This window comes from Bacteroides difficilis, assembly GCF_048319815.1.
Taxonomy (GTDB): domain Bacteria; phylum Bacteroidota; class Bacteroidia; order Bacteroidales; family Bacteroidaceae; genus Bacteroides; species Bacteroides zhangwenhongii.
In genome coordinates, this window is record NZ_CP182814.1 from 3,794,236 (window position 1) to 3,814,448 (window position 20,213).

Below are 20,213 nucleotides of genomic sequence, written 5' to 3' on the forward strand. Positions count from 1 at the left end.
ATTAATGTGAAGTAATTTGTACTGACTGGATTGGGATAAACCATTCTAGTTCATTTGCAAATGGCTCATTTAAGCGTATCCATACGCCTTTTGTTTTTTGATTTTGATTCTCTTTAATAATAACCCCATCCCTTCCAATTAACCTTTTCAATTTCCATTCTTTCAATAAAGGAGAGGCAATGATTGTAATTTTTCGTCCTACCATTTGTTCTTTTATTCAACATTATTATCATTATTAGATTGAGGAACAATGACATTGAAAACAATACCAGAGTCACCGTTACCTTTCAATTCAACTTTACTTTCTTGTGCTACCTTTACTGGATACATTTCCATTAAGGCTTTTGATGCTTGCACAGCTACAGAACGTAATGGAGCTGGTGATAGCTCTGTGCCTCTTCGATCTGTATATTTTGCTGTGGAAGTTTCGTCTATAATATGTAGTAGTTTTTCTGTTAGACGAGCTTTTAGATCGGCTGTTTCATAATTCGCGATAGTCCGCAATTGATTGATATAGTCCTGTACATCATTCCGCGCCATTAATTGTTTTGCCTTTCTTAAAGAGGTATGACTGGAATCATAGAATATATCTTCGTAGCATTTGCGGGCATTTCCAGCATAAGGGTCACAGCCGAAAATGAACAGCTCACAAAAATCAATTTCTTGTTTATTTAACGATTCTGGTTTCTTTAGTTCCATTCTTTAATTGTATTAAAGCCCAGCCGATATGTTCAACTGGGCTTGGTTTACTAAGAATAGCTAAGAAAGACTTTATGAGTTTGTTTTTTCAACATTACTTTCTAATAAATCTTGCATAACAACCCGCCTGAATAGGTCTTTGAGTCCATCTAGCATACTTTCTATATCTGCAATATTCTGTAACTTATCCCGATTAAAATTTATTTGTAAATCATATCCGGAAATTTCCATAATAGTTTCATGGGTATCTTCGGTTTGTACAGCTAGAATTCTTCGGTCTGAAAGAGTGTTGAACACTACTTCTGGTTCCAGTCCAATTGATTGCGCTTGTTGCTTTTCTTCTTCTGTTACCATATTTTATATTTTGAAATGAACACGTGATTTTTCTGTTTTGGTCATAACCATACTACCATCATCTATGCCGGAAGCATTACGCATCCTTTGGGAACATACCATAGCCACATTGGTTGTTGCTGTTACGTCAGCATCTGCATCATGAGCATCATCTAATTCAATGCCAAATTTTTCTGCCATGATTTCCAATTTATAGCTGGTCATGCCGTCTAAATGAGATAAGGCCAATTGTCCTAAAACGATTGTGTCTATATATAAAGGTTGGAAGTGACCATAGAAATCTGTTTCTCCTCTCATTAATTTGGCAAATTCTTTCATTTGTCCTCCATATTCCATTAATTGTTGCATGAATCCTATATCAAATCCAATGTTTTGACCAATTAAGAAGGGTTTTATGTTGCGACCTTTTGATAATATGTTTTTGCGGATAAAATCAATAACCTCTGACGCAACTTGCTTGATGTCCATACCAAGAGATTCTAACATATCCATTGTTATGGCGGAATAAGTCAGAGCTTTTTCTTCATATTTCATGGGCTGTTCATCGTCTTTATCAAATTTACTCTTCAATACTTTACGTTTAGCCACACCTTTATCCGGCTGTTTATTATATGGGGATATGTATTTTACATATCTGTCAATTGTTTCAAAAGTATCTATACGTACTGCATGGATTGCAATCTGGGTACATGCGCAATCTTGGCAGTCCAAACCGCCAGTTTCAAAGTCTAAGGTAAAAGCCACAATAATCGGCTTTTCGTTATTAGGAGTTGCCATATTATTTTAATAAACTTAGTGTGAGTTGTTTAACTTTTTGTTTAAATTCTTCGAGTGAATAATTATTATGAATAACATAATCATATTCATTTAAAGGTATCTCTATACGATTCAAATCGCGTTCACATCGCTGTTGGTCGATTCCACAATTTATACGATCATCCATACTTCTGTCGATATATACAGAAAATATAATAAATGAGTTTGGAAATTTTTCTTTTAAATATATCAGACCTTTTTCATCAATTACGTATGTACATATCTTCTGCTTTGCCTGTTGCAATGTAGCCCAATATTCATGTTCGCCGAATTGTGTATAAGCTATCATTTCAGACATTCGGGGCTTGTCTTCCGGAGTTACAAACCAATGTTCTTTTCCATTTGTTTCTTCTTCCCTCATGGGACGTGTTGTATATGATACTATTGTTGGAATGCCGTTTTCAGACATGATGTTTGCCATTGTTGTCTTACCGCTTCCAGATGGTCCGACAATAGTTATAATAATTGGTATATTTGCTTTTATTTTCATAATATGTCTATAATTGAAGATTTATATAACTGAAGATTGTTTCCACCTGTATAGTCACTGTACTTGACTTGGGCGGAACATATAAGCATTTTGTTCTTTGCACTGCTAAGAGGGCCACCCTTACAAAGTGTTGCCCGGACATTCATCCATTCATCATTCCAGATGATCATTTCTACCAGATCGTTGTTTTGTTGAAGTAAAAGTTTGCAGAAAACTCGATTCTCACCTGTTTTCTTGTCTTTAAACTTTTTCTCTTCAATATCTACAATGTTAGCACAAATAGCAACGCGTTTTCCATCATAATCGGGGTCTTGTATGTTTTTTAAAAGTGCCCAAGATGCTTTTCCTTTTATTTTGGGTTTTGCTTCTGAATTGTCATAAATACGTTTATAGTCGATAGCCCCAATGCCGCTAATTGCGATTTGCTGTTGACTCCAGAAATAATGTTTGTTTCTCAAATCTTCCGGTATATCTTTTCCGGATATTTCAAAACCTAGACATTTTGCAGCTTTTTCTAAAATGGCGTATCGTTCTATGACTGATTGGGCATTTTCTGTTTTGTCAAAACATCCGGATAATATTAAATGGCGGACATGTCTTGCATTAACCGGGCATTTAGTAGCTTCATTCGGATTGTCTGGATCATCCCAATATTTGTACAGCTTTAATTTATACCGGAATATTCGTTCTATAAAATTTTCAATAGAGCTGAATTCTCCGCGTACATTTCGTTCGTTTATAATCCATTCTGTAGCTTTAGCTCCCAACATTTTAATACGAGAAAGAGACCAAAAAATTTTATTGGTTTCATAGTCTGTAATAAAGGTTCCACCACTGACATTTATATCTGGTGGAACTATTTTTGCTTCACTGCATAGTTCCATCTCACTCATTAATGTAGGAATTTCATCATCTTTAGCCCATTGAAGAGCTATGGTATAAAAAGCTGTAGGGTAATTGGCTTTGAGGTAGGCTCCGGCATAGGCGGTAACAGCGTAAGCGGTTGCATGACTTTTGTTAAAAAGATAACCGCCAGCCACCTCAAACATGTGCCATATTGCTTCTGCATCTTCTTTGGGACAACCATTTTCATTAGCTCCGGTCATAAACTTGTCTCGTAAGGCGAGAATCTTTTCTACTTTTTTCTTGGATATAAGTTTTACCAATTTAACTCCTTCACCTAAACTGAATTTTCCAACTTCACGGGCAATCTGTGCTAACTGTTCCTGGTAACACAGTACACCATAAGTATTCTTCATGGCATTGTATGTTCCCCATAGATATACAGGAGCTGCGTCTCCCAATTTGCAATCTACATATTTATCTGTAGACCCGGAATTTAGTGTTGCTGGACGAAATAAGGCATTGGCTGCGATTAAATCTTCAATTTTATCCGGTTGCATACTTACTAAAAATTTAGTCATCCCTTTAGATGAAAACTGGAAGATATTTTGGGTGTATCCCTTTTGTAGTAGTTGATATACTTTAGGGTCATCTAGTCCGCTTTGTACGATATTCTGAAAAGTAATGTCGGTATGGTATTTATCATTACATATATTGATGACAGCTTGTAGTTTTGATAATTCCTTAATACCAAGACAGTCATTTTTTAATAATCCTTGTTCGTCTAATGAATAACCGTCAAATTCGGAAATCAATACACCGTCTATTTTCTTTATAGGAGTAAAATCAAAGCATTCCAAATCTTTTCCATCTTTTGAATCTGGGGTTACTAGTAGGGCAGAGGGATGAACTGATGAGGAACGGGGTTGTCCCATCAAAGTACGAATATCTTCGATTACTTGTGGATATTCCGTTATGAAGCTATGTACTTTTTTATTGGTAGCAGCCATTGTAAACAGGTCCGTCCAGCTCATATTGTCATCTTCAAATATAGCTGTGATATAATTTACAATATTTACCGGAACTCGATGTACACGCGCTACATCTTTAAGAACTGCCTTCAATTTTAAAGTAGTAAAGGTCCCAGCAGAAAACACACGTTGCTTACCATCATGGTTATAACGGCGTTCAATATACTCTTTTACCTCTTGTCTACGGTCTGATTGGAAGTCTACATCCACATCAGGAAGGGAACCACCAGTTCCTTGCAAATAACCTTTGTCTACAAAACAATCTAACGTTTGTACAGGAACATGACTTGTTTTATTTATGATTGATATGACTTTCATATATTCCTTTTATTATAGTTTTCCATAATAATACCCATTTGATTTGTATGCTCTTTCAAAATCAATTAGAGCATATTCCGGAATAATCATTTGTTTGGTGATAAAAGCATCTGAAACGATGCCTTCCAGCGTTCTACACCGGCTGAGGGCTACATATAGTTGTCCAGGACAAAAAGTGTGTGATACATGAATGATAATTTTATCGAACGTAAGCCCTTGGCTTTTATGAATGGTAATGGCCCATGCCAATGTTAATGGGAATTGGGTACATGAACCAATTTCTTCTTTTACAATCTCATTATCTTTTAAAGTATATTGCGTATTACTCCATGTATAACGTTCAAATTTGATAGTCCGGCCATTATCCATACGTACTGTAATTACGTTATCTTCTAATGCGGTCACAATTCCAAGCATACCATTATAATAACCCTTTAATGAGTCGTTAACTAATGACATAACTCTTGCCCCAACTCGAAGTTTTAAATGTAAATCACATGGTATAGATGATTCTGGGAACTTGTCCTTGATAACTATATCATAGTTCCGTATCTCTTGTTCCCCTAACTTATCAGCATTAATTTTCTCAACATCAGCTTTGTGTGTACAAATATGGATGTATTCACCATCATAACTATTACTGATTTTGCGGTCTTTCAATTCGCTTAATAAATCCAGTTCATCGGATGTTACTTGATAATTACGAATATTGTTGAGTACATTGATAAATTCTGGTTCTGTCTGCCTGAATATTTTTGTTAGCTCTACAATGTGGAAACCTGTGCGTTTGAAAACTAAGGCGTTGAAAAAGAAAAAGCCATCATAAAAGTCAGACAATATTTCTCTTTCTTGTTTCTTTGTTACTGGAGGCAATTGAAAAAGATCGCCAAACATTACCACCTGTACACCGCCAAATGGTTCATCGCTTTCGTAAACCCACCTTAGCTTGCGATCAATAGTGTCCAGTATATCTGGGCGTACCATACTTATTTCATCAATAATCAGCAATTCCATTTTGAGCAATAGTTCTACCTTGTATTCTGAAAATTTGTTTTCCAGTCGGTCATAAGGTGTAATAGGTCCAAAAGGAATGCCAAATAGACTATGCAATGTAACGCCTCCTGCATTAATCGCTGCTACGCCTGTTGGGGCAGCTACAATGCAATTCTTTCCGGATTTTTCAATTAGATATTTTAGAAATGTAGTCTTTCCAGAACCGGCTTTACCTGTTACGAATACATTATTCTCATCGTTCTGAATGAGATTCATAATTTTTTGCATCTCTTCAGTCAAAATCATATCTTCCATACCTTTTTATTTTTCGATTTTTACATATAAATTGCAATGACAAACATCATGCTCTCTATACGAACTACATGGACATCGTTTGTCTTCAGAATCATTGTGACATGGACATTCGCCATTATTGGCTTCACATCTTTTGAAGATGGCATTAACCACTTTGTCATTAGGGTTTAAATCCCATCCTACTTTTCTTAAAATTGGAATCATAATCAAATTTCGTTTAGAGTAAATAAAAGATCTCGATTATCAAATTGAATATCATCGTCAGTTTGCAGTTCATCTGCATATACTACAATAGGATCATCCATTCCTGCACGTTTCACAAGTAACTGTGCGTCTTTGTCTATTTTATAAGTTTTATGATTTTCTAATGTTACTTCGATGTATTGATTGGAATCTACGTCATCTCCAATAATGGTGACATCTGAAGGGTATAGTCCGGCACGTTCTGGGAGAAGGAAGCGTTCAAATAGCAAATCGTATTTTATTGGATCTATAAGTGTTATTCCCAATAGGTATAGAACTAGACATCCTCCAGCAGAACCACGTCCGCATCCCACTAATATTCCATTTTTGCGTGCCCAATTAACAGTATCATATTGTACGAGCATGTAATCTACGTTGTTGGTTGATTCCAATACATAAATCTCATAATCTAATTGTTTGCGATATATATCTTCCTTACCTTTGGGGACCAGTTTGTTGAACCCATCTTCCAGCAAATCCAAAAACATTTCATGTCGGTTGGCGTACTTTGATTTTTCATTGTCAGCCATGTCATATTGAGGCATAAAGTTGCGTTCAATTTCATATCTAGCTTTTGCCCCTTCAGCAATTTTGACTGTATTTTCACACGCCCAATTGAATATATCCTCTATGTCCCATTTGTGTTCATCAAACAAGACAGACATAGTAGTCCAATGTTCATCCAAGTCCTTAAAATATTGGTCATCACTTTGTTCATGTGCTGCCCCTTCAGCAATTTTGTTAAGGATGATTTTGTTTTTTGCATCATCTTTGTCCAAATAATAGCAGTCACAAATTAATACTGGAGGAAGGTCGCCTGTATCATAAATGTAGTCAAAGTAACATTTTGTGGCATCTAGCACTTTAATATCAATACGTTCAGCCTTGAATTCCGATAAATCTAATTGATAAAAACAATAGTCAAAACTGTCGAAAAAACGGTCAAGATTGTTACCTATGTCTTTCAACCAAAATGACGCATATTTGCTAAATACAATTATATTACCGGCTCCATGTCTTAGAAGATCTTGTAAATCAATGATTTTATTTTCGGAATCTACGTTTATACGTTTTTGAATTCTAAGCAAATTTTGAAGTCCTTCTTGTGACTGACAGTATATTTTGGCATCTATCTTTTCGGTACCATCAGTGAATGTAAGTGAATATCCAAACACCCATTGAATGCCAGCAGCTTCACATTCTTTTTGAAGAATAAGGGTTGCTGCCATTGTGTTGTAATCACAAATACCTAATGCGGATTGTCCTAAGTATTTGGCTTTTTTTATCCAATCTGTTAGCGAAAAACTTCCATTGAGCAATTCAAAAGGGGTATGTATGCCTAAGTTTACAAATTCTTGGGCATGGCTTAACGGCCTCCTAACGCCTACATACTTTAAAATTTGAAATTCAAAATCTTTTCTAGTGTCATAGTAATACCAGTTGTCTCCAAATTGAAATACTATATAATTAATGCCTTCCTCTTGTAATGTTTGAATATTTTCCATTGTATTAAACTTGATGTTGTTGTCAGCATCAGTACGGAAGATGGATTTAATCATACTGGTATCTTCATAGTACATTTTACCAAAGCCTGTGATTTCAATAACATCTTCGTCTATGATATTGAAACACATCTTGTTATTATCTAGCCAATTTAATAAATCAGGATTCATATTTGAATTTTGTTTAATTTATATTCGGTTAAAGTTTTCAGTCCAAAAGCGAACGTGTCATATATTTCCCAAAAGCCCATACTGTCAAAATCTTGACTGGAGTTTTCAATATCAGCAATGTAGCAATCAAAATATTCATTTAGCTGTTCACCTGTTTTCTTTATAGCCTCTACAGCATCTCCATCATACCCAATGACAATTGTATGAACTCCTTTAGTCTGTAATTTATATATTTGTGTGTCAGAGATTTTCTTCCCGAACGTAGCAACAACAGCTACAGATGGGTTATTATACAGATTTAACTTTCGCGTAAGCGCAATGACGTCAAACACTCCTTCTACAAGGATCACGGTATCTGTTTCGTCTTCAATTATGCTATCATAGTTGTATAATAATTTAACAAAATCATTTTCGGTACTGTTTCTATAACGCATAATTTGGAATTTGCCATTATGACTTGCTTTGCGGTTGTATTCATCAATATCAGTTTTATCCCAAATATGCCGGGAAATATATCCAACAACATCTCCATTATCTATAATAGGAAATATTACATAATCATCAAATTTGAAGTTCATGTTACGCGTAGTGCCAACTGGGAAAAAATCGTAATCTTCTTCAGTGAATCCACGTTTTTTTAAATACCGATTAAAATGAGTGCGCTTATAATATTCAGGCATTTCTACAACACACAGAGAGTCATCTATTTCCTTGTCATTGTCTTCCAAAAAGGAGAAATTATTAATTTTTTTATCTCCATCCAGATCAAAAGTATCTGTTATAATTAAGTCCTGACGGCCTATATCTGTCAACAATTGTTCTAATGTCTGGGTTGAACGTCCACATGAAAAGCAATGTGCCATAAAAGGTCTCTTCCTTTCGGTTGTCTTACCTATATATATACCATATTTTCCCCCTTCATGCCCACAATAGGGGCATTGGGGAACAATCAAGTTCTTTCCGCTACCGTCTGGTTTTGCATGTAATTCAATAGAAAGTTCTTGGATTATATATTCTTTTTCTTCTTTACTCAATTCCATATTACGCAACTTTGCTGATGTTTAATGTTCTTGTTCTGTCATAAAAGCACTCGTTATCATAATCAGTAGCAATTTTAAACGGGTCTCCTTTTTTGAAGAATCGTGATTTTGCAACATTTATACGCATAATATTTTCGCGCATTTCATTGATGCTTTGATTAAGAGTAATAAGATGAGTCATTGGTCTGCTCAAACCTTTGGCTTCTGAACAATTATATTCTGTCAATACATTTTGTTCATCGTTAAGCCACTCTCTATTTTCTATAGTTGCTTGATAAGTCACAACCATCCAGACATTTTCGTCACCTGCCAAATCCTTTAAATCATTAGCTACGGCAACTCGTTTATGTCGTTCTCCATTTTCTGACCATCTACGTCCGCTGGAATCTGTTAGCAAATCCATAGAGTCTATGATAACAACGTCTGGAGATATACCATAGATTTTTTTGTATTCGGCAATACCATTTTTTATATCAATAGTAGATACTTGATTCGCGAACTTTGGGAAGGATTTGACCTTTAGGGTGCCCGACATTGCTTTGATTTCTTGTATCATTCGTTCTAATTCCCGATCTTTTAGTGTACCAGTACTATAACGATAAGAATTACAGGCTACTAGTGACGCAGCATAAGCATCTATAACTTCATCTTCAGAACCTTCTAACTGGAAATGAAGTACGTTTAATCCGTCTATTTGAGAGGCGCATTTTCCAATCCAACGTGCGGCATGACTTTTCCCAACACCGGTAGGGGCTAAGATACATGTTAATTGAGTACGTAAATCTCGTCCACCGTTCATTTCATCCAGACCATCAATATAAAATCTGGTGATTGGTTTAAATCTTGACTCTTGATTGTGTTTTTCTCTATTACGTCTAAAACGGGATTCAAAGGTTTCGACTACATCAACAAAAGAGTTTTGACGCAAACTGAAATCATTCTGCCATTCAGCGAATGATTGGAGCAATTTCATTGCTTTGTCACGATCCTGTTTTGCGTAGAGTTCACCTATCTCTTTGTAAGTCTTTTGAAATTTTACTTGCCTTAGATAATTTTCAAACTGTTCTAATATAATTTCAGGTTCAACTCCTTCGGCGCAGTCTTTTATATCTTCTAATAGTGCTGAAACCTCTCTGTTGACAGAAACTATTTGGCTGATAATATTAAGGGTAGGGGATGATTTATGTTCTGCGAAGTATTTGCACAGATACCCCTGCAATGCTTGAAAATCTCTACCAGGTAGGTACGATTTCTGCATATATTCACACACTAAGCTACATACATAGTCGTATGTAAAACAAGCGTAATATAATTCAAATAAGAAATCTTCTGTTAATACGTTATCTTCTTTCGCCATATTCTTCGAGTCTAATTCGGTATAACTCTGGATATTTTATCGCGGTTTCTTTCTTACATTTCTCGACATTTGTGCATATTTGACATGCTGGAGAAAATGGACTCCACATCAATGTAGATGTAGAGCATATTAGAAACCCAATATCTGTGTTGATACTCCGTTTCTTAGTGCATTCTTCAGATGGCATATAAATATACTTAGACTGAGGATGCTCTTTTTTACAGATTAGTGAATTTAGATAGGCTCTGGTTAGATTGGCTTCAGATAACCATTGGTCTTCCATGTATTGCTTGGATCTGGAAGACATTGATAGATATTTTTGAAGAGCAGTAGTCCCAAATGTTTTTGGGGCTAATGTACGTTGGTATTTGGCATTCCTGTTTTTATGAAGCTGGAATACGCAATAATCTACAAGTCGTGAAGTATTAAATACTCCACCGCAAATTTGAGTAAAACTGACAATAAATTGAGATAGTTGACGTTTGGCTTGCCCTCCCTCTGGGAATGAGAAGGAGGGGTCTACCAAACGCTTGGCTATTTCTGTATATACTGTCTTAATCTGTTTCGTCAGTCGTTCTTCTTTTTCCATCACGAGTCAATAGTTGTTGAAGTTGTTGACGCGCCAAGAATAATCGACTTTTGACAGTTTCGATATTGCGAGATTCTAAGGCACCGTTCCGATATTCGATTTCGGCAATTTCTTTGAGTTTGTATCCTGCCTGTTGATACAGAAGTGCACTTCTGTATTGCGGTTTTAACTGTTTTAGTGCATCTAAAACATCATCGCTGTATAACTCTTGATAATTGTCGATACCCATTACGTTAGAACTTACTTCGTCAAAATCTACAATAGATTCACTGGAAGAAAATGTTTCCACATCATTGTCGTCACTCAACATGTCCTGATGCCGTTTTTTACGTTGATCCAAATCAAAGACACATCGTTTGGTTACAATATGGAGCCATGTTTGTACAGAACGCTCTGGATTGTATGTTTCGATATATTTATACATGTTGGTAAGCACTTCTATGTAATTGTCTTCTATGTCAGAAGGATTAAAAGTATAGCGCATACATAACTTGTATATCATTCGGTTGTACGGTGTTACGTATTTATCAAATAGGGCTTTTCGCCGTGCAGCTACTTCATCACTTATTATTATTGGTTCTGTGGTAACTGCTGAGTATGTCTCTTCCACGCCTCTTGAACATTGAGCACAAACAAGTGATCCGAGTTCATCAATTTGTGGACTTTACAATACTTCTTCCACTTATTATTACTAGAGATAAAATTACTTCTTACCTCGTTGTCTGTTGGCTGGGGTTGTTTGCTAAGAAATTCGTAAAAATCTCCTAGCAATCTTCCCAGCATCATTAAATGGGGCTGGCCTTCTCTTTGTTGCCTACGCCTTATGTTTCTTGCGTAACTCATTTTCTGTCTAAAGTTTGTATATTCTTACATAATATTTGAAGATGTGGGTCGCATCAGCCATGTTATCATCGACTGGCGTAATATTCCATCGTTTGATGCAATATTCAATCATCTTCTTTTTGTCAGCTTTTCCGTCACCGGTAGCCCATTTTTTTACTGTGCTAACGTTTATGAATTTTGGTTCCGGGAGTCCAAGCTGGGCGCATATCAGATATAATATGCCTCTAAATTCGGATAGTTTTCGCGCTGCAATGAAATGCTTTGAAACGCATACATCTTCGGCGATAATCAATTTAATGTTGTATTTTTGGATAAATTCAACCAGTGTGTCATAAAACATTTTATGTTGCTCAATTGCGTTTTTACTTTTTCTTTGGGTAAAGTTCCATGTCCCTGATTCATGGGTTGAGTAATATCCACAGTGCTCTGCTATATCTAATGCAAGCACATTATCACGTGTAATTTGATTTATTGACTCATTTTTAATGTTTTTTGATTCGTTAATCATTCTATGTATGAAACGCCATTAAGTTTGTTGACTACAGTCTTGTATGGGTAGCCTTCAGCTATATTTCCATGACTGACTACCAAAGATGTAATCTGTAATTGATTGAGAGCATCAAAAATGTTGGAAAGCCCTTGTTCGTCAGTGGCTTCTAATATTTCATCAAGTATCAGGAGATCCAGTCCTTTATCGTCATCGCAATTTACGTTGGTAAGTTTGTGCATTGCCAATATATTAGCCAGATTAACTCTTGCTTTTTCACCTTCTGAAAATTTATCAAAAGAGCCGCAATCTACACCATCGCGAATAAGAGATATGGAAATCTTATCTCTGACTTTTCCGCTTTTTAAGACTGTAAAACCGGAAAATGCAATACGAATGTCACTACCAATGGCCTCCAGAAACTCGTTAGTTATATGACTAAGAGCATCTATTTTAGTATTAGCCAGATGGGTCTTAAATTCAGTAAAGGTTGCTTCTTGTTCTTTATATGAATTTAATTTCCGTTCAATAGTTTCTTTCTCAGAAATGGCTAATACCAATTCTTTCTCATATTTTTTCTTGTTGGCTTTGAGAGATTCTATCATGTCAGTTTCGGAAGAGTTTTCGATGTCACGAATAGATTCTTTATACGACTGAATAGCTCCATTAGCATTGTTAATATTCAACTCAGCCTGCTTTGCTTCGTATTCTTGCTTTTTAATAGCTTCATCTAATATTGCATAAGAATCATCAAATAAATTAGTACGCGCATCATCAATGGATTTCTGAAGGGTGTTCATTTGATGCTGGAGAGATTGCATTTTATTGGTTAAATAGGATGTATTGCGTGATAATTCATCCAATGCCGTACAAGTCTCAGTAATTTTATTCGACCATTCTATTTTACTACGATTTAATTCATCCTGTTCTTTACGAGCTTCGCGTCCTTTTGTTGTAATATCTGAAATACATTTTTCATTGGCTTCAATATTTTTGAGAATGTCTTGTGTCTCTCCATTTCGGTCTTGCAATCTTAGTTTAACTTCGTTTATATTTACATCATTAGCCAATGTGAATTCATGTTGACATTTGGGACAAACAATGACTCCGGCAAGTTGTTTCTGGAGGCTAGCTATATCTGCTTCCAACTTAGTTCTTTGTAGTCTAAGATTACTATTCTCAATATCCAACTTTTTAATAGAATCCAATAATTCGTTTATTTGATTCTCAATTTTGGTGGATTTCTTTTTGAAATTTTCTTGAAACTTCTCATGTTGTTTTAACAGCTTCTCATAAGAGGATCTGGCTGTTTCGATCTTTTTTTCATGTTGAACCAGCTGTTTTTGCACATTAGAATATTCTGCTGTAACAACCTCCAATTCTTTTTGATTTTTGATTGATATAGCCGCAAAATCTTTAGGTAAAGGCAAAGCGCATGAAGTAAAACGTTCTGAAATAATTTCAAAACATGCGCCGGTATCCTTTTTACTGTTTTCCAGTTTTTGCAATGTTTCATCTATTTTGTCATATTGCTCTAACAACTTGTCACTTTTATTTATGAGAATATTTTGCTCACGGATATAAGCTCTTTTCCCAGCAATAGCTTCATGCCAGTTCGCGATACGTTCAGCTTTCTTTTGTGAACGCTCTGTTGATTCTGTAATAGCTGTATTGATTTGCTCTTGTAAAGTTTCAACACGTCCAGTGTGATTCGCTACATTCAATTCTGCTTGTTTTAATGATTCTTGCACTGGTATCATATCCGCTTGCAATGCAGCGATAGATTCATCCACCATTACACCATTACTGAAACGATTAATGATTTCTTTTTTCTCACGATCAGAACTGGAGAGAAATGATGAATATTTGTGCTTAGAAAGAATGAAGTTTGAGAAAACATCATCTTTGGTTAGCCCTAATGTTTCAAGTATAAATTTATTATAATCTGCAACTCCGGCCTGTTCTATATGTTTTTCGCTACAATCAGTTTCGTCATCATACATACAAACTTTGATTATCTGTGCTGTTTTACGGGAGATAACACGTTGAATTGATAAATACTGTCCTGTAGTATTGTTCTGAAACAAAAGGGAAACAGTCGCTTCATCCTCCGCATCATTGATTATCTCATCCATTTTTATTCTACGAAGTGTCTCTCCGGTTATCCCAATAGCGATTGCTTCTAACATAGCAGATTTTCCGGAACCATTTGAACCTTGCGAATCATTATCCATATTGTTGCCAAAAATCAGCGTTGTATGTTTTTGCAACAATGTATAATCCAATTGCTTAAAAGCACATAGGTTTTTTGCGTAAACTTGTCTTAATGTCCACATACTAACTGATTTTATCAAGGTATTGCAACCCCATTTCTATATTTATGATTCCTTTGTTAGCACAAAAACTGGTATATTCTTGCTTAATACCGGATTTGTCGAATTTTTTATCTAAAGAGTGGGCTGTTGTTTCTGTGATTTCCACATCTTCAGTAACAATTTCCACTTTTGAAGCCCCTGCTTCCAGAAGTTTTTGTTTATCAATACTTGAAGCTTCTTGGCTTGTACAACTGATTCTTGTTTTAATCTTGTATCTTCCATCCGCTTTCATGTCATCCAGTTTATCAATTAGCTTTGAATTGATTTGACTAGCTTTTATGTCCAAAACTTTGTAGCGAATATTAACCTGGTTCTTAATGAATTCATAGCTACCGTCATCATATATAATGGTATAACCTTTTTCTTCATCTTCACCGAAGTTATGTTGCCTGGAAGAACCTATGTATTCAATGTTGGTACCTTTAATAATACAACGATTGTGATAATGTCCAACAAGAACTGTATCAAAGTTACTGAAAATGTTCGTGGGTAGTTCTTTTTCATTAGGCGTGCTAAGTGCTCCATTTATTCCTTCGTGAATATATAGGATATTATGTACAGACGGATTCAATTCTGCCTTTACCATTTTTTTCAGCCGTTCAACGAAACTTCCGTTTTCAGGGAAATAGCTCATTATATACAGCTCTACATCGTTGCTAATATTAATAATCGAATAGTCATCAACAACATATACGTGGGGGTATTCACTAAACAAATGACTATACCCTAAAACTGATTCCTGATCAACCTTACAATGATTTCCTTCGGCAACGGTAATGGTTATTCCAGCTTTAGTAGCTTTTATGATAGCTTGGCGGACAGCCATGAGTGTGCTAAGTGTTTGAGAAGAACGTGATAACCACAAATCTCCACCAATTATCATATCTTCAATTCCGTATTGATCGCATATATATAAAGCCTCATCCCAGTTTTTTTGAAATTCTGGGATATTGTCTTTTGATACATGTATATCATTCAACAATAAGGCACTTGGTATTTTCTTGCTCATTGTGATTCAATTTAAATAGGGACATATTAATATTCGTTAGATATGCCCCTATAATGCTAATGTAAAAATGAATTATCTTCTTCTACGTTCAGGACGTGCAGCTCTACGTTCACGGACTGGGTTTACAGCCGGTTCATTGGTGTCATCATTATGTTCACCACGTCTACGAACACTGTGAGTGGGAGCGGGGGCTGGTTCTGGATCTGGCTCCTCTTCCGGTTCCGGTGCTGAAGGCTCCTCTTCCGGTTTAGTGTCGCTTGGCGTATTGTCATCTTCGTTGTTGTCACCGTCTTTAGCAACTTCCAATGCGTCTTCAATATCATTCAACAAATCTTCATTTGTTTTTCCACGGGTCACGCGGACATTTAACTCATTGGTATCAATATATTCGCGAATTGCATCACGTAAGTCTTGCCCTTCTTCGCTCTTATCACCAATACCGCGTTCATTTAGTTTTTCCCAGCGGTTCCACAATGAATCCAGTTCGTTGTCTGATGGTTCCTCATTATCGCCGCTGTTACGTTCTTTTTTGTCAAAAGAGAAATGGGATTTATCATCAGGATGAAGCTCCATTTTAATCTTTTCAATAGCTTCTGTGATCTCTTTGCTACTCATCACATCCATTTCCATTTTAGCATCGTATTGCTTCAAGAACTCAATGGTAGCCTCCATGTGGAAACGTGAGTAACGATAAATAGCAGCCGGAATGCGCAGTGTTTCCAACAACGAATTAACTTCCTCTTCAGATAGAGGTTCGGCACCGGAAATTGTATCAATGTTGAATGTGTAAGTAGTTTTCTTGTTTTCTTCTTTACGAGTAATTTCTACCGGGAAAGCATCTTCCAAAGAAGAGATAGGGCACAGACATTTAGGATTTTTTTCCAGAAGTTTCTTCCATATAGCCAGTTTGCGATCCTCCAAGTCTTTGTATTGTGAATAAGACAGGATAAGTAAATGAATACCTTCTTCACGGTTGTCCAAATCTAAAATATACATGGCACGTTGAGAGTTCCATTTTAAACCACCGTCAAAGCCTGAACCTTTAATCTTTTTCATCAGTTTTTCATCATTGCCATACTTATTTTCAGCAACTTGAAGATAAGTGTCAATTAGGTCTACAGATAACCCTGCATAGCTGGAATGACAAATGTTAACAAAGAACTGTTTGTCTTTTTTTCCTGTTGGGCGTGGGTTGTCCAGTTTTAACACCTGAGTCTTGACAGGATATTCGTACCCCTTACGTTCTAATTTGTAAGAGCCATCTGGCTGCTCGACTGGTGCCAAAGGAAGGATACGCACAGTATAAGTTCCTGCGGAATCCATACGGAAATGTTTGGTACGTTGAAATGATTGGCTCTCATCGGTACTTTTTTTTACCGCCTCTTCATAAGTTTCTTGATTTTCCGCAAAGAGGGCATACGGATTTCTAATCATCTCTTCCATAAAATGAAAATTATTTGTTTAATTTAGAGAGGGGAAGATTCCACTGTTCGGTATAAGCTCCAGCCCAAAGTTCTTTTGCTTCTGGCATTTTGGTTTTATCTTTCAACACAACCTTAATACCCCATTCAGTGTTTACATGATGAATGATTCTCTCAATTACTTCATTCATCTCACTTGCTTTTTCATTTTTGAGGTTAAAGTATTCATACTTTTCACCTCCGGGAAGATCACAGACATGAATCGGAGCATAAATTTCCTCAAAATATCTGTATAGGGCATCTACTGGCGGGTGTGTAGGCAATTGTTCTGAAATTGTCTTCAGTACTACGCCAAATAGATACTTCAATTGTGGCAGAGATTTGTTTTTGGTATCGTCCATAATAAGAATGATGTAATCACCATCTTTCAAATTTCCAATAGCCAATTCGATCTCTTGTTTTGCTGCCTTATTGTCTTGCACAATAAGACGTGCTTGACCATGCAACATACTGTCATTTTTCAAAGAACACTGCAAAGATAATTGTATCAATTTAACTATCAAAATAAAACTAGAAATATTTTTTAAACAAAAACATATCTTATTGTATTACAGTGTTATAATGTTTATTTAATTGTTATATTGATTATTTGTAAAATGGGATGTAATATCCAATAGGTTAATATCATTCTCCTTTTTAACAACTTGATATAATCTTTGGTTAGTATTCGGATTATTCAGAGGTCCCTTGCTGGATATATATGGACCTAATTTAATATAATGAAAGAAATCAAGTTTGATCTCTTCAGGTAATTTATCTCGTCCAGAATACCAGCCAATTTTTAAATTAGGGTGGTTATAATAAAGATATTCAGCTAATTTATTTATATATGCAGGGTTTGCGTCACCGCCCATAAATGATATAGCCGTTATTCCTTTATTTTTGTATATCAATCGTTGAAGTACTTCTTTTGTTAATGATTCTCCTATATCCTGTGACAGATAAGAAGAGTGGCACCCGATGCAGGCGCATGGGCAACCACTTATATTTATTGCCAAAGTAATTTCATTAGGCAATTCTTGAAACACTATTTTTGTATCTACATATTTCATACCTGGGATTTACCATCACTATATATACGGTTTCTAGCCTCTTGTTGTCGATCACTTCCAAATGCTTTAGTTGGGCGTAAATATCCGATAACTCGTGTATATTGAGTAATATTATGGCTACCACAACAAGGGCAAGTATCAATGGGTCTTTTTATGATTTTGCCACAATCTTCACATTTACTGTTTGGTATATTAAAGGTAAAGTAATTGGTTCCATTGGCTATGGCAAAATCAATTAATTTCAGATACTGCTCTTTTGATAAGTGATCTTCCAAATTAATGTGGGCAGCTGACCCTCCATCGGTGTACTGATAAGTTTGATGTCCATGTAATACAAATTTGTCAAGTACAGAAGTGTTATCATGGGCATTATAGAAATATGAATTATATAAGTTCTCATCTTCTGGAACAACATATCCGTCTTCTTTGTCCCATTTATAATTCTTTCCTCCCAGTCCTTCTGCCGGTACAACTTCTGAATTAAACAAGAAAGGTCGCTTCCTGTCATGGATAGAATGTAGTTTATTTTGTTCTTTAATAGTGCCCAAAATGAGTTGAAGGAATTCAATATATTCTGGGTTATTACTAACCTTCATTCCCAAGAATCTAGCGGCTTCGTTCAACCCATTGATGCCTATGGTGCTGTATAATTTGCTGATATGAATATAACCGCCATTTGAAGCGGCAAACATACCCTTGTCTTCAAGGTCATATAGCATTGTCTTGAAAGCAATATGATACTTATAGACTCTTTTCAAAATCCCAACCAAATAGTTCTTTAAGTCATTTTCAATCGTTGTTACACGTAAGGGATTACCTATATTTTCAAGTTGCTTACCCTTTGTTAAAGGTGCTCCATTTAATGTGTGGGTCAATGCCCAATCTTGAACGATTCTATTGATATTCAAAGTAATCACATTACAACTACCTGTCATAACACCGGTCAGGCCAGACGTGGGGCTAAAAGTATTTTCTGCCAATTCATTCCTAAGCCTACAGCATGACGCAAGGCTGTCTGCACTGTCGGAAATATAAGTAAAGAACGAGTGTCCTTCCGCATACATTTCGGCGCAAAATTGTTTGTAATTTTGGTCGATTATATCATCGCCATTGTGAACCATCGCAAAAGTTTCTACTGGAAAGGTTAATACCTGCTTTAAACGTATTTGATTAAACCATTTCATAAACATACGTTGCAATGTATCAATAGCTATCCATTCAGGCTTACTTCCATCCGGATAACAAAATTCTCCAAAGAGTGATGTGAAATATGTATGGTCATAATAAGAAATATTTGTAAATGGGCTTTGATAGCTACGATTTCCTGCCGGTTGGTTAACACCCCACACAAACTGTTTAAATGCTTTCAGGATATTATCACGTACTGTTCTTTTAATTAAACAATGCGGTGAGGAAGCCTCGCAGTCCAGTTTTTCATACCATTTATCCCCAAACTCTTTAACTACATAATAATTTAATGCAATGAAATATTCACCTACGGCTACTGCTCCTTTACATTGAGAAGAAAGTAAGAATATCAAGTTGGTTATTTGCCCACTAAACGACTGCAAATCGTTAGGCTCTGAAGGGGTAACGCCGTCAATATTGCCTACGCCTTCTGTTAGTAATGGATACAAACTAACTGCCATACAATACTGCTTTAACACTGGCGTAGATGCTTCATCATGTGTATAAATAATATGATTATCAAGATCTGTTTCGTATTGCTTTGCTACTTCTGGAAAGAGAATGTTCAACTCATCTTTCATACGTTGACGTTGGATGATTCGATTAGTGGTTTTATATACTTCACCTTCCAAGTTAGCTACATTTTTCATAGTTACATTAGCATTTCCATCAGTTTCTGATGAAGAAGCTGCATTGTCTGTTGATTGACTATATTGATTCATATAATCAATGCGTTCTTTGACAAAACGCGTACTTTTACGTTGTTCACGATATAGAATAAATGTCTTGGCTATATCATAATAACCAAATTGCATTAATGCGCGTTCTACATAATCTTGGATGGTTTCTACAGATACAGGAACATTAGTGTAGGTAAGGCTAATTAATTTATCAACCGATTCTACAATTGCTGGGTCGTATTCAACTTGTTTGCTATTAAAGGCTTTTTTTATTGCGTTTTCTATTTTTTCTAGGTCAAAATCTACAATTTGACCTGTTCTTTTTTGCACTTTCATA

Annotated in this window: 19 protein-coding genes; all 19 read right to left on the reverse strand. The window is 35.8% G+C overall.

Going from position 1 to position 20,213, the window contains the following annotated elements; genetic code table 11:
• Nucleotide 1: 1 nt before the first annotated feature.
• The 19 genes from ACNOGP_RS14675 to nrdD all read right to left on the reverse strand — a co-directional run bounded on the left by ACNOGP_RS14675 (nucleotide 2) and on the right by nrdD (nucleotide 20,212).
• The gene (locus ACNOGP_RS14675; protein WP_121764985.1) at nucleotides 2-205 is read right to left on the reverse strand and encodes a hypothetical protein; all 204 of its coding nucleotides are present in this window, start codon (nucleotides 203-205) and stop codon (nucleotides 2-4) included.
• An 8-nt stretch (nucleotides 206-213) separates the two neighbouring features.
• Nucleotides 214-699 (reverse strand): hypothetical protein, encoded by a 486-nt coding sequence (locus ACNOGP_RS14680; protein WP_121764986.1) that lies wholly within the window; start codon nucleotides 697-699, stop codon nucleotides 214-216.
• Nucleotides 700-771: 72 nt separating this feature from the next.
• Nucleotides 772-1,053, reverse strand: a complete 282-nt coding sequence (locus ACNOGP_RS14685; RefSeq protein ID WP_008647883.1) for a hypothetical protein — start codon at nucleotides 1,051-1,053, stop codon at nucleotides 772-774.
• A 3-nt stretch (nucleotides 1,054-1,056) separates the two neighbouring features.
• The gene (locus ACNOGP_RS14690; protein WP_121764987.1) at nucleotides 1,057-1,830 is read right to left on the reverse strand and encodes a PolC-type DNA polymerase III; all 774 of its coding nucleotides are present in this window, start codon (nucleotides 1,828-1,830) and stop codon (nucleotides 1,057-1,059) included.
• Between the two features lies 1 nt (nucleotide 1,831).
• Nucleotides 1,832-2,359, reverse strand: coding sequence for a guanylate kinase (locus ACNOGP_RS14695; protein ID WP_121764988.1), 528 nt, complete (start codon nucleotides 2,357-2,359; stop codon nucleotides 1,832-1,834).
• A complete protein-coding gene (locus tag ACNOGP_RS14700) occupies nucleotides 2,356-4,551 on the reverse strand; it encodes a DNA polymerase III subunit alpha (protein ID WP_121764989.1) in 2,196 nt (731 codons plus the stop codon). Before ACNOGP_RS14700 ends, ACNOGP_RS14695 begins: the two co-directional genes overlap by 4 nt.
• Before the next feature lie 12 nt (nucleotides 4,552-4,563).
• Nucleotides 4,564-5,859, reverse strand: a complete 1,296-nt coding sequence (locus ACNOGP_RS14705; protein WP_121764990.1) for an ATP-dependent DNA helicase — start codon at nucleotides 5,857-5,859, stop codon at nucleotides 4,564-4,566.
• 206 nt (nucleotides 5,860-6,065) lie between these two features.
• Nucleotides 6,066-7,775, reverse strand: coding sequence for a PHP domain-containing protein (locus ACNOGP_RS14710; RefSeq protein WP_121764991.1), 1,710 nt, complete (start codon nucleotides 7,773-7,775; stop codon nucleotides 6,066-6,068).
• On the reverse strand, nucleotides 7,772-8,815 hold the full coding sequence (locus ACNOGP_RS14715; protein ID WP_121764992.1) for a toprim domain-containing protein: 1,044 nt from the start codon (nucleotides 8,813-8,815) through the stop codon (nucleotides 7,772-7,774). The genes ACNOGP_RS14710 and ACNOGP_RS14715 overlap by 4 nt, the downstream gene beginning before the upstream one ends.
• A gap of 1 nt (nucleotide 8,816) precedes the next feature.
• Entirely contained in the window at nucleotides 8,817-10,172 is a 1,356-nt protein-coding gene (locus ACNOGP_RS14720; RefSeq protein WP_121764993.1) for a DnaB-like helicase C-terminal domain-containing protein, read from the reverse strand.
• Entirely contained in the window at nucleotides 10,156-10,761 is a 606-nt protein-coding gene (locus tag ACNOGP_RS14725; protein WP_234130944.1) for a hypothetical protein, read from the reverse strand. The genes ACNOGP_RS14720 and ACNOGP_RS14725 overlap by 17 nt, the downstream gene beginning before the upstream one ends.
• Nucleotides 10,727-11,371, reverse strand: coding sequence for an RNA polymerase sigma factor (locus tag ACNOGP_RS14730; protein WP_234130945.1), 645 nt, complete (start codon nucleotides 11,369-11,371; stop codon nucleotides 10,727-10,729). The genes ACNOGP_RS14725 and ACNOGP_RS14730 overlap by 35 nt, the downstream gene beginning before the upstream one ends.
• Before the next feature lie 240 nt (nucleotides 11,372-11,611).
• Nucleotides 11,612-12,112: a crossover junction endodeoxyribonuclease RuvC gene (locus ACNOGP_RS14735; protein WP_121764994.1), complete on the reverse strand. Its 501-nt coding sequence runs from the start codon at nucleotides 12,110-12,112 to the stop codon at nucleotides 11,612-11,614.
• The gene (locus ACNOGP_RS14740) at nucleotides 12,109-14,427 is read right to left on the reverse strand and encodes a hypothetical protein (RefSeq protein ID WP_121764995.1); all 2,319 of its coding nucleotides are present in this window, start codon (nucleotides 14,425-14,427) and stop codon (nucleotides 12,109-12,111) included. Before ACNOGP_RS14740 ends, ACNOGP_RS14735 begins: the two co-directional genes overlap by 4 nt.
• A gap of 1 nt (nucleotide 14,428) precedes the next feature.
• Nucleotides 14,429-15,475 carry a metallophosphoesterase family protein gene (locus ACNOGP_RS14745; RefSeq protein ID WP_121764996.1) on the reverse strand — a complete coding sequence of 349 codons (1,047 nt, stop codon included), beginning with the start codon at nucleotides 15,473-15,475 and terminating at the stop codon, nucleotides 14,429-14,431.
• Between the two features lie 72 nt (nucleotides 15,476-15,547).
• On the reverse strand, nucleotides 15,548-16,918 hold the full coding sequence (locus ACNOGP_RS14750) for a hypothetical protein (RefSeq protein WP_121764997.1): 1,371 nt from the start codon (nucleotides 16,916-16,918) through the stop codon (nucleotides 15,548-15,550).
• A 10-nt stretch (nucleotides 16,919-16,928) separates the two neighbouring features.
• Entirely contained in the window at nucleotides 16,929-17,405 is a 477-nt protein-coding gene (locus ACNOGP_RS14755; RefSeq protein ID WP_121764998.1) for a hypothetical protein, read from the reverse strand.
• 120 nt (nucleotides 17,406-17,525) lie between these two features.
• Nucleotides 17,526-18,008 (reverse strand): 4Fe-4S cluster-binding domain-containing protein, encoded by a 483-nt coding sequence (locus ACNOGP_RS14760; protein ID WP_121764999.1) that lies wholly within the window; start codon nucleotides 18,006-18,008, stop codon nucleotides 17,526-17,528.
• Nucleotides 18,005-20,212: an anaerobic ribonucleoside-triphosphate reductase gene (nrdD, locus tag ACNOGP_RS14765; protein ID WP_121765000.1), complete on the reverse strand. Its 2,208-nt coding sequence runs from the start codon at nucleotides 20,210-20,212 to the stop codon at nucleotides 18,005-18,007. Before nrdD ends, ACNOGP_RS14760 begins: the two co-directional genes overlap by 4 nt.
• Between the last annotated feature and the right edge of the window lies 1 nt (nucleotide 20,213).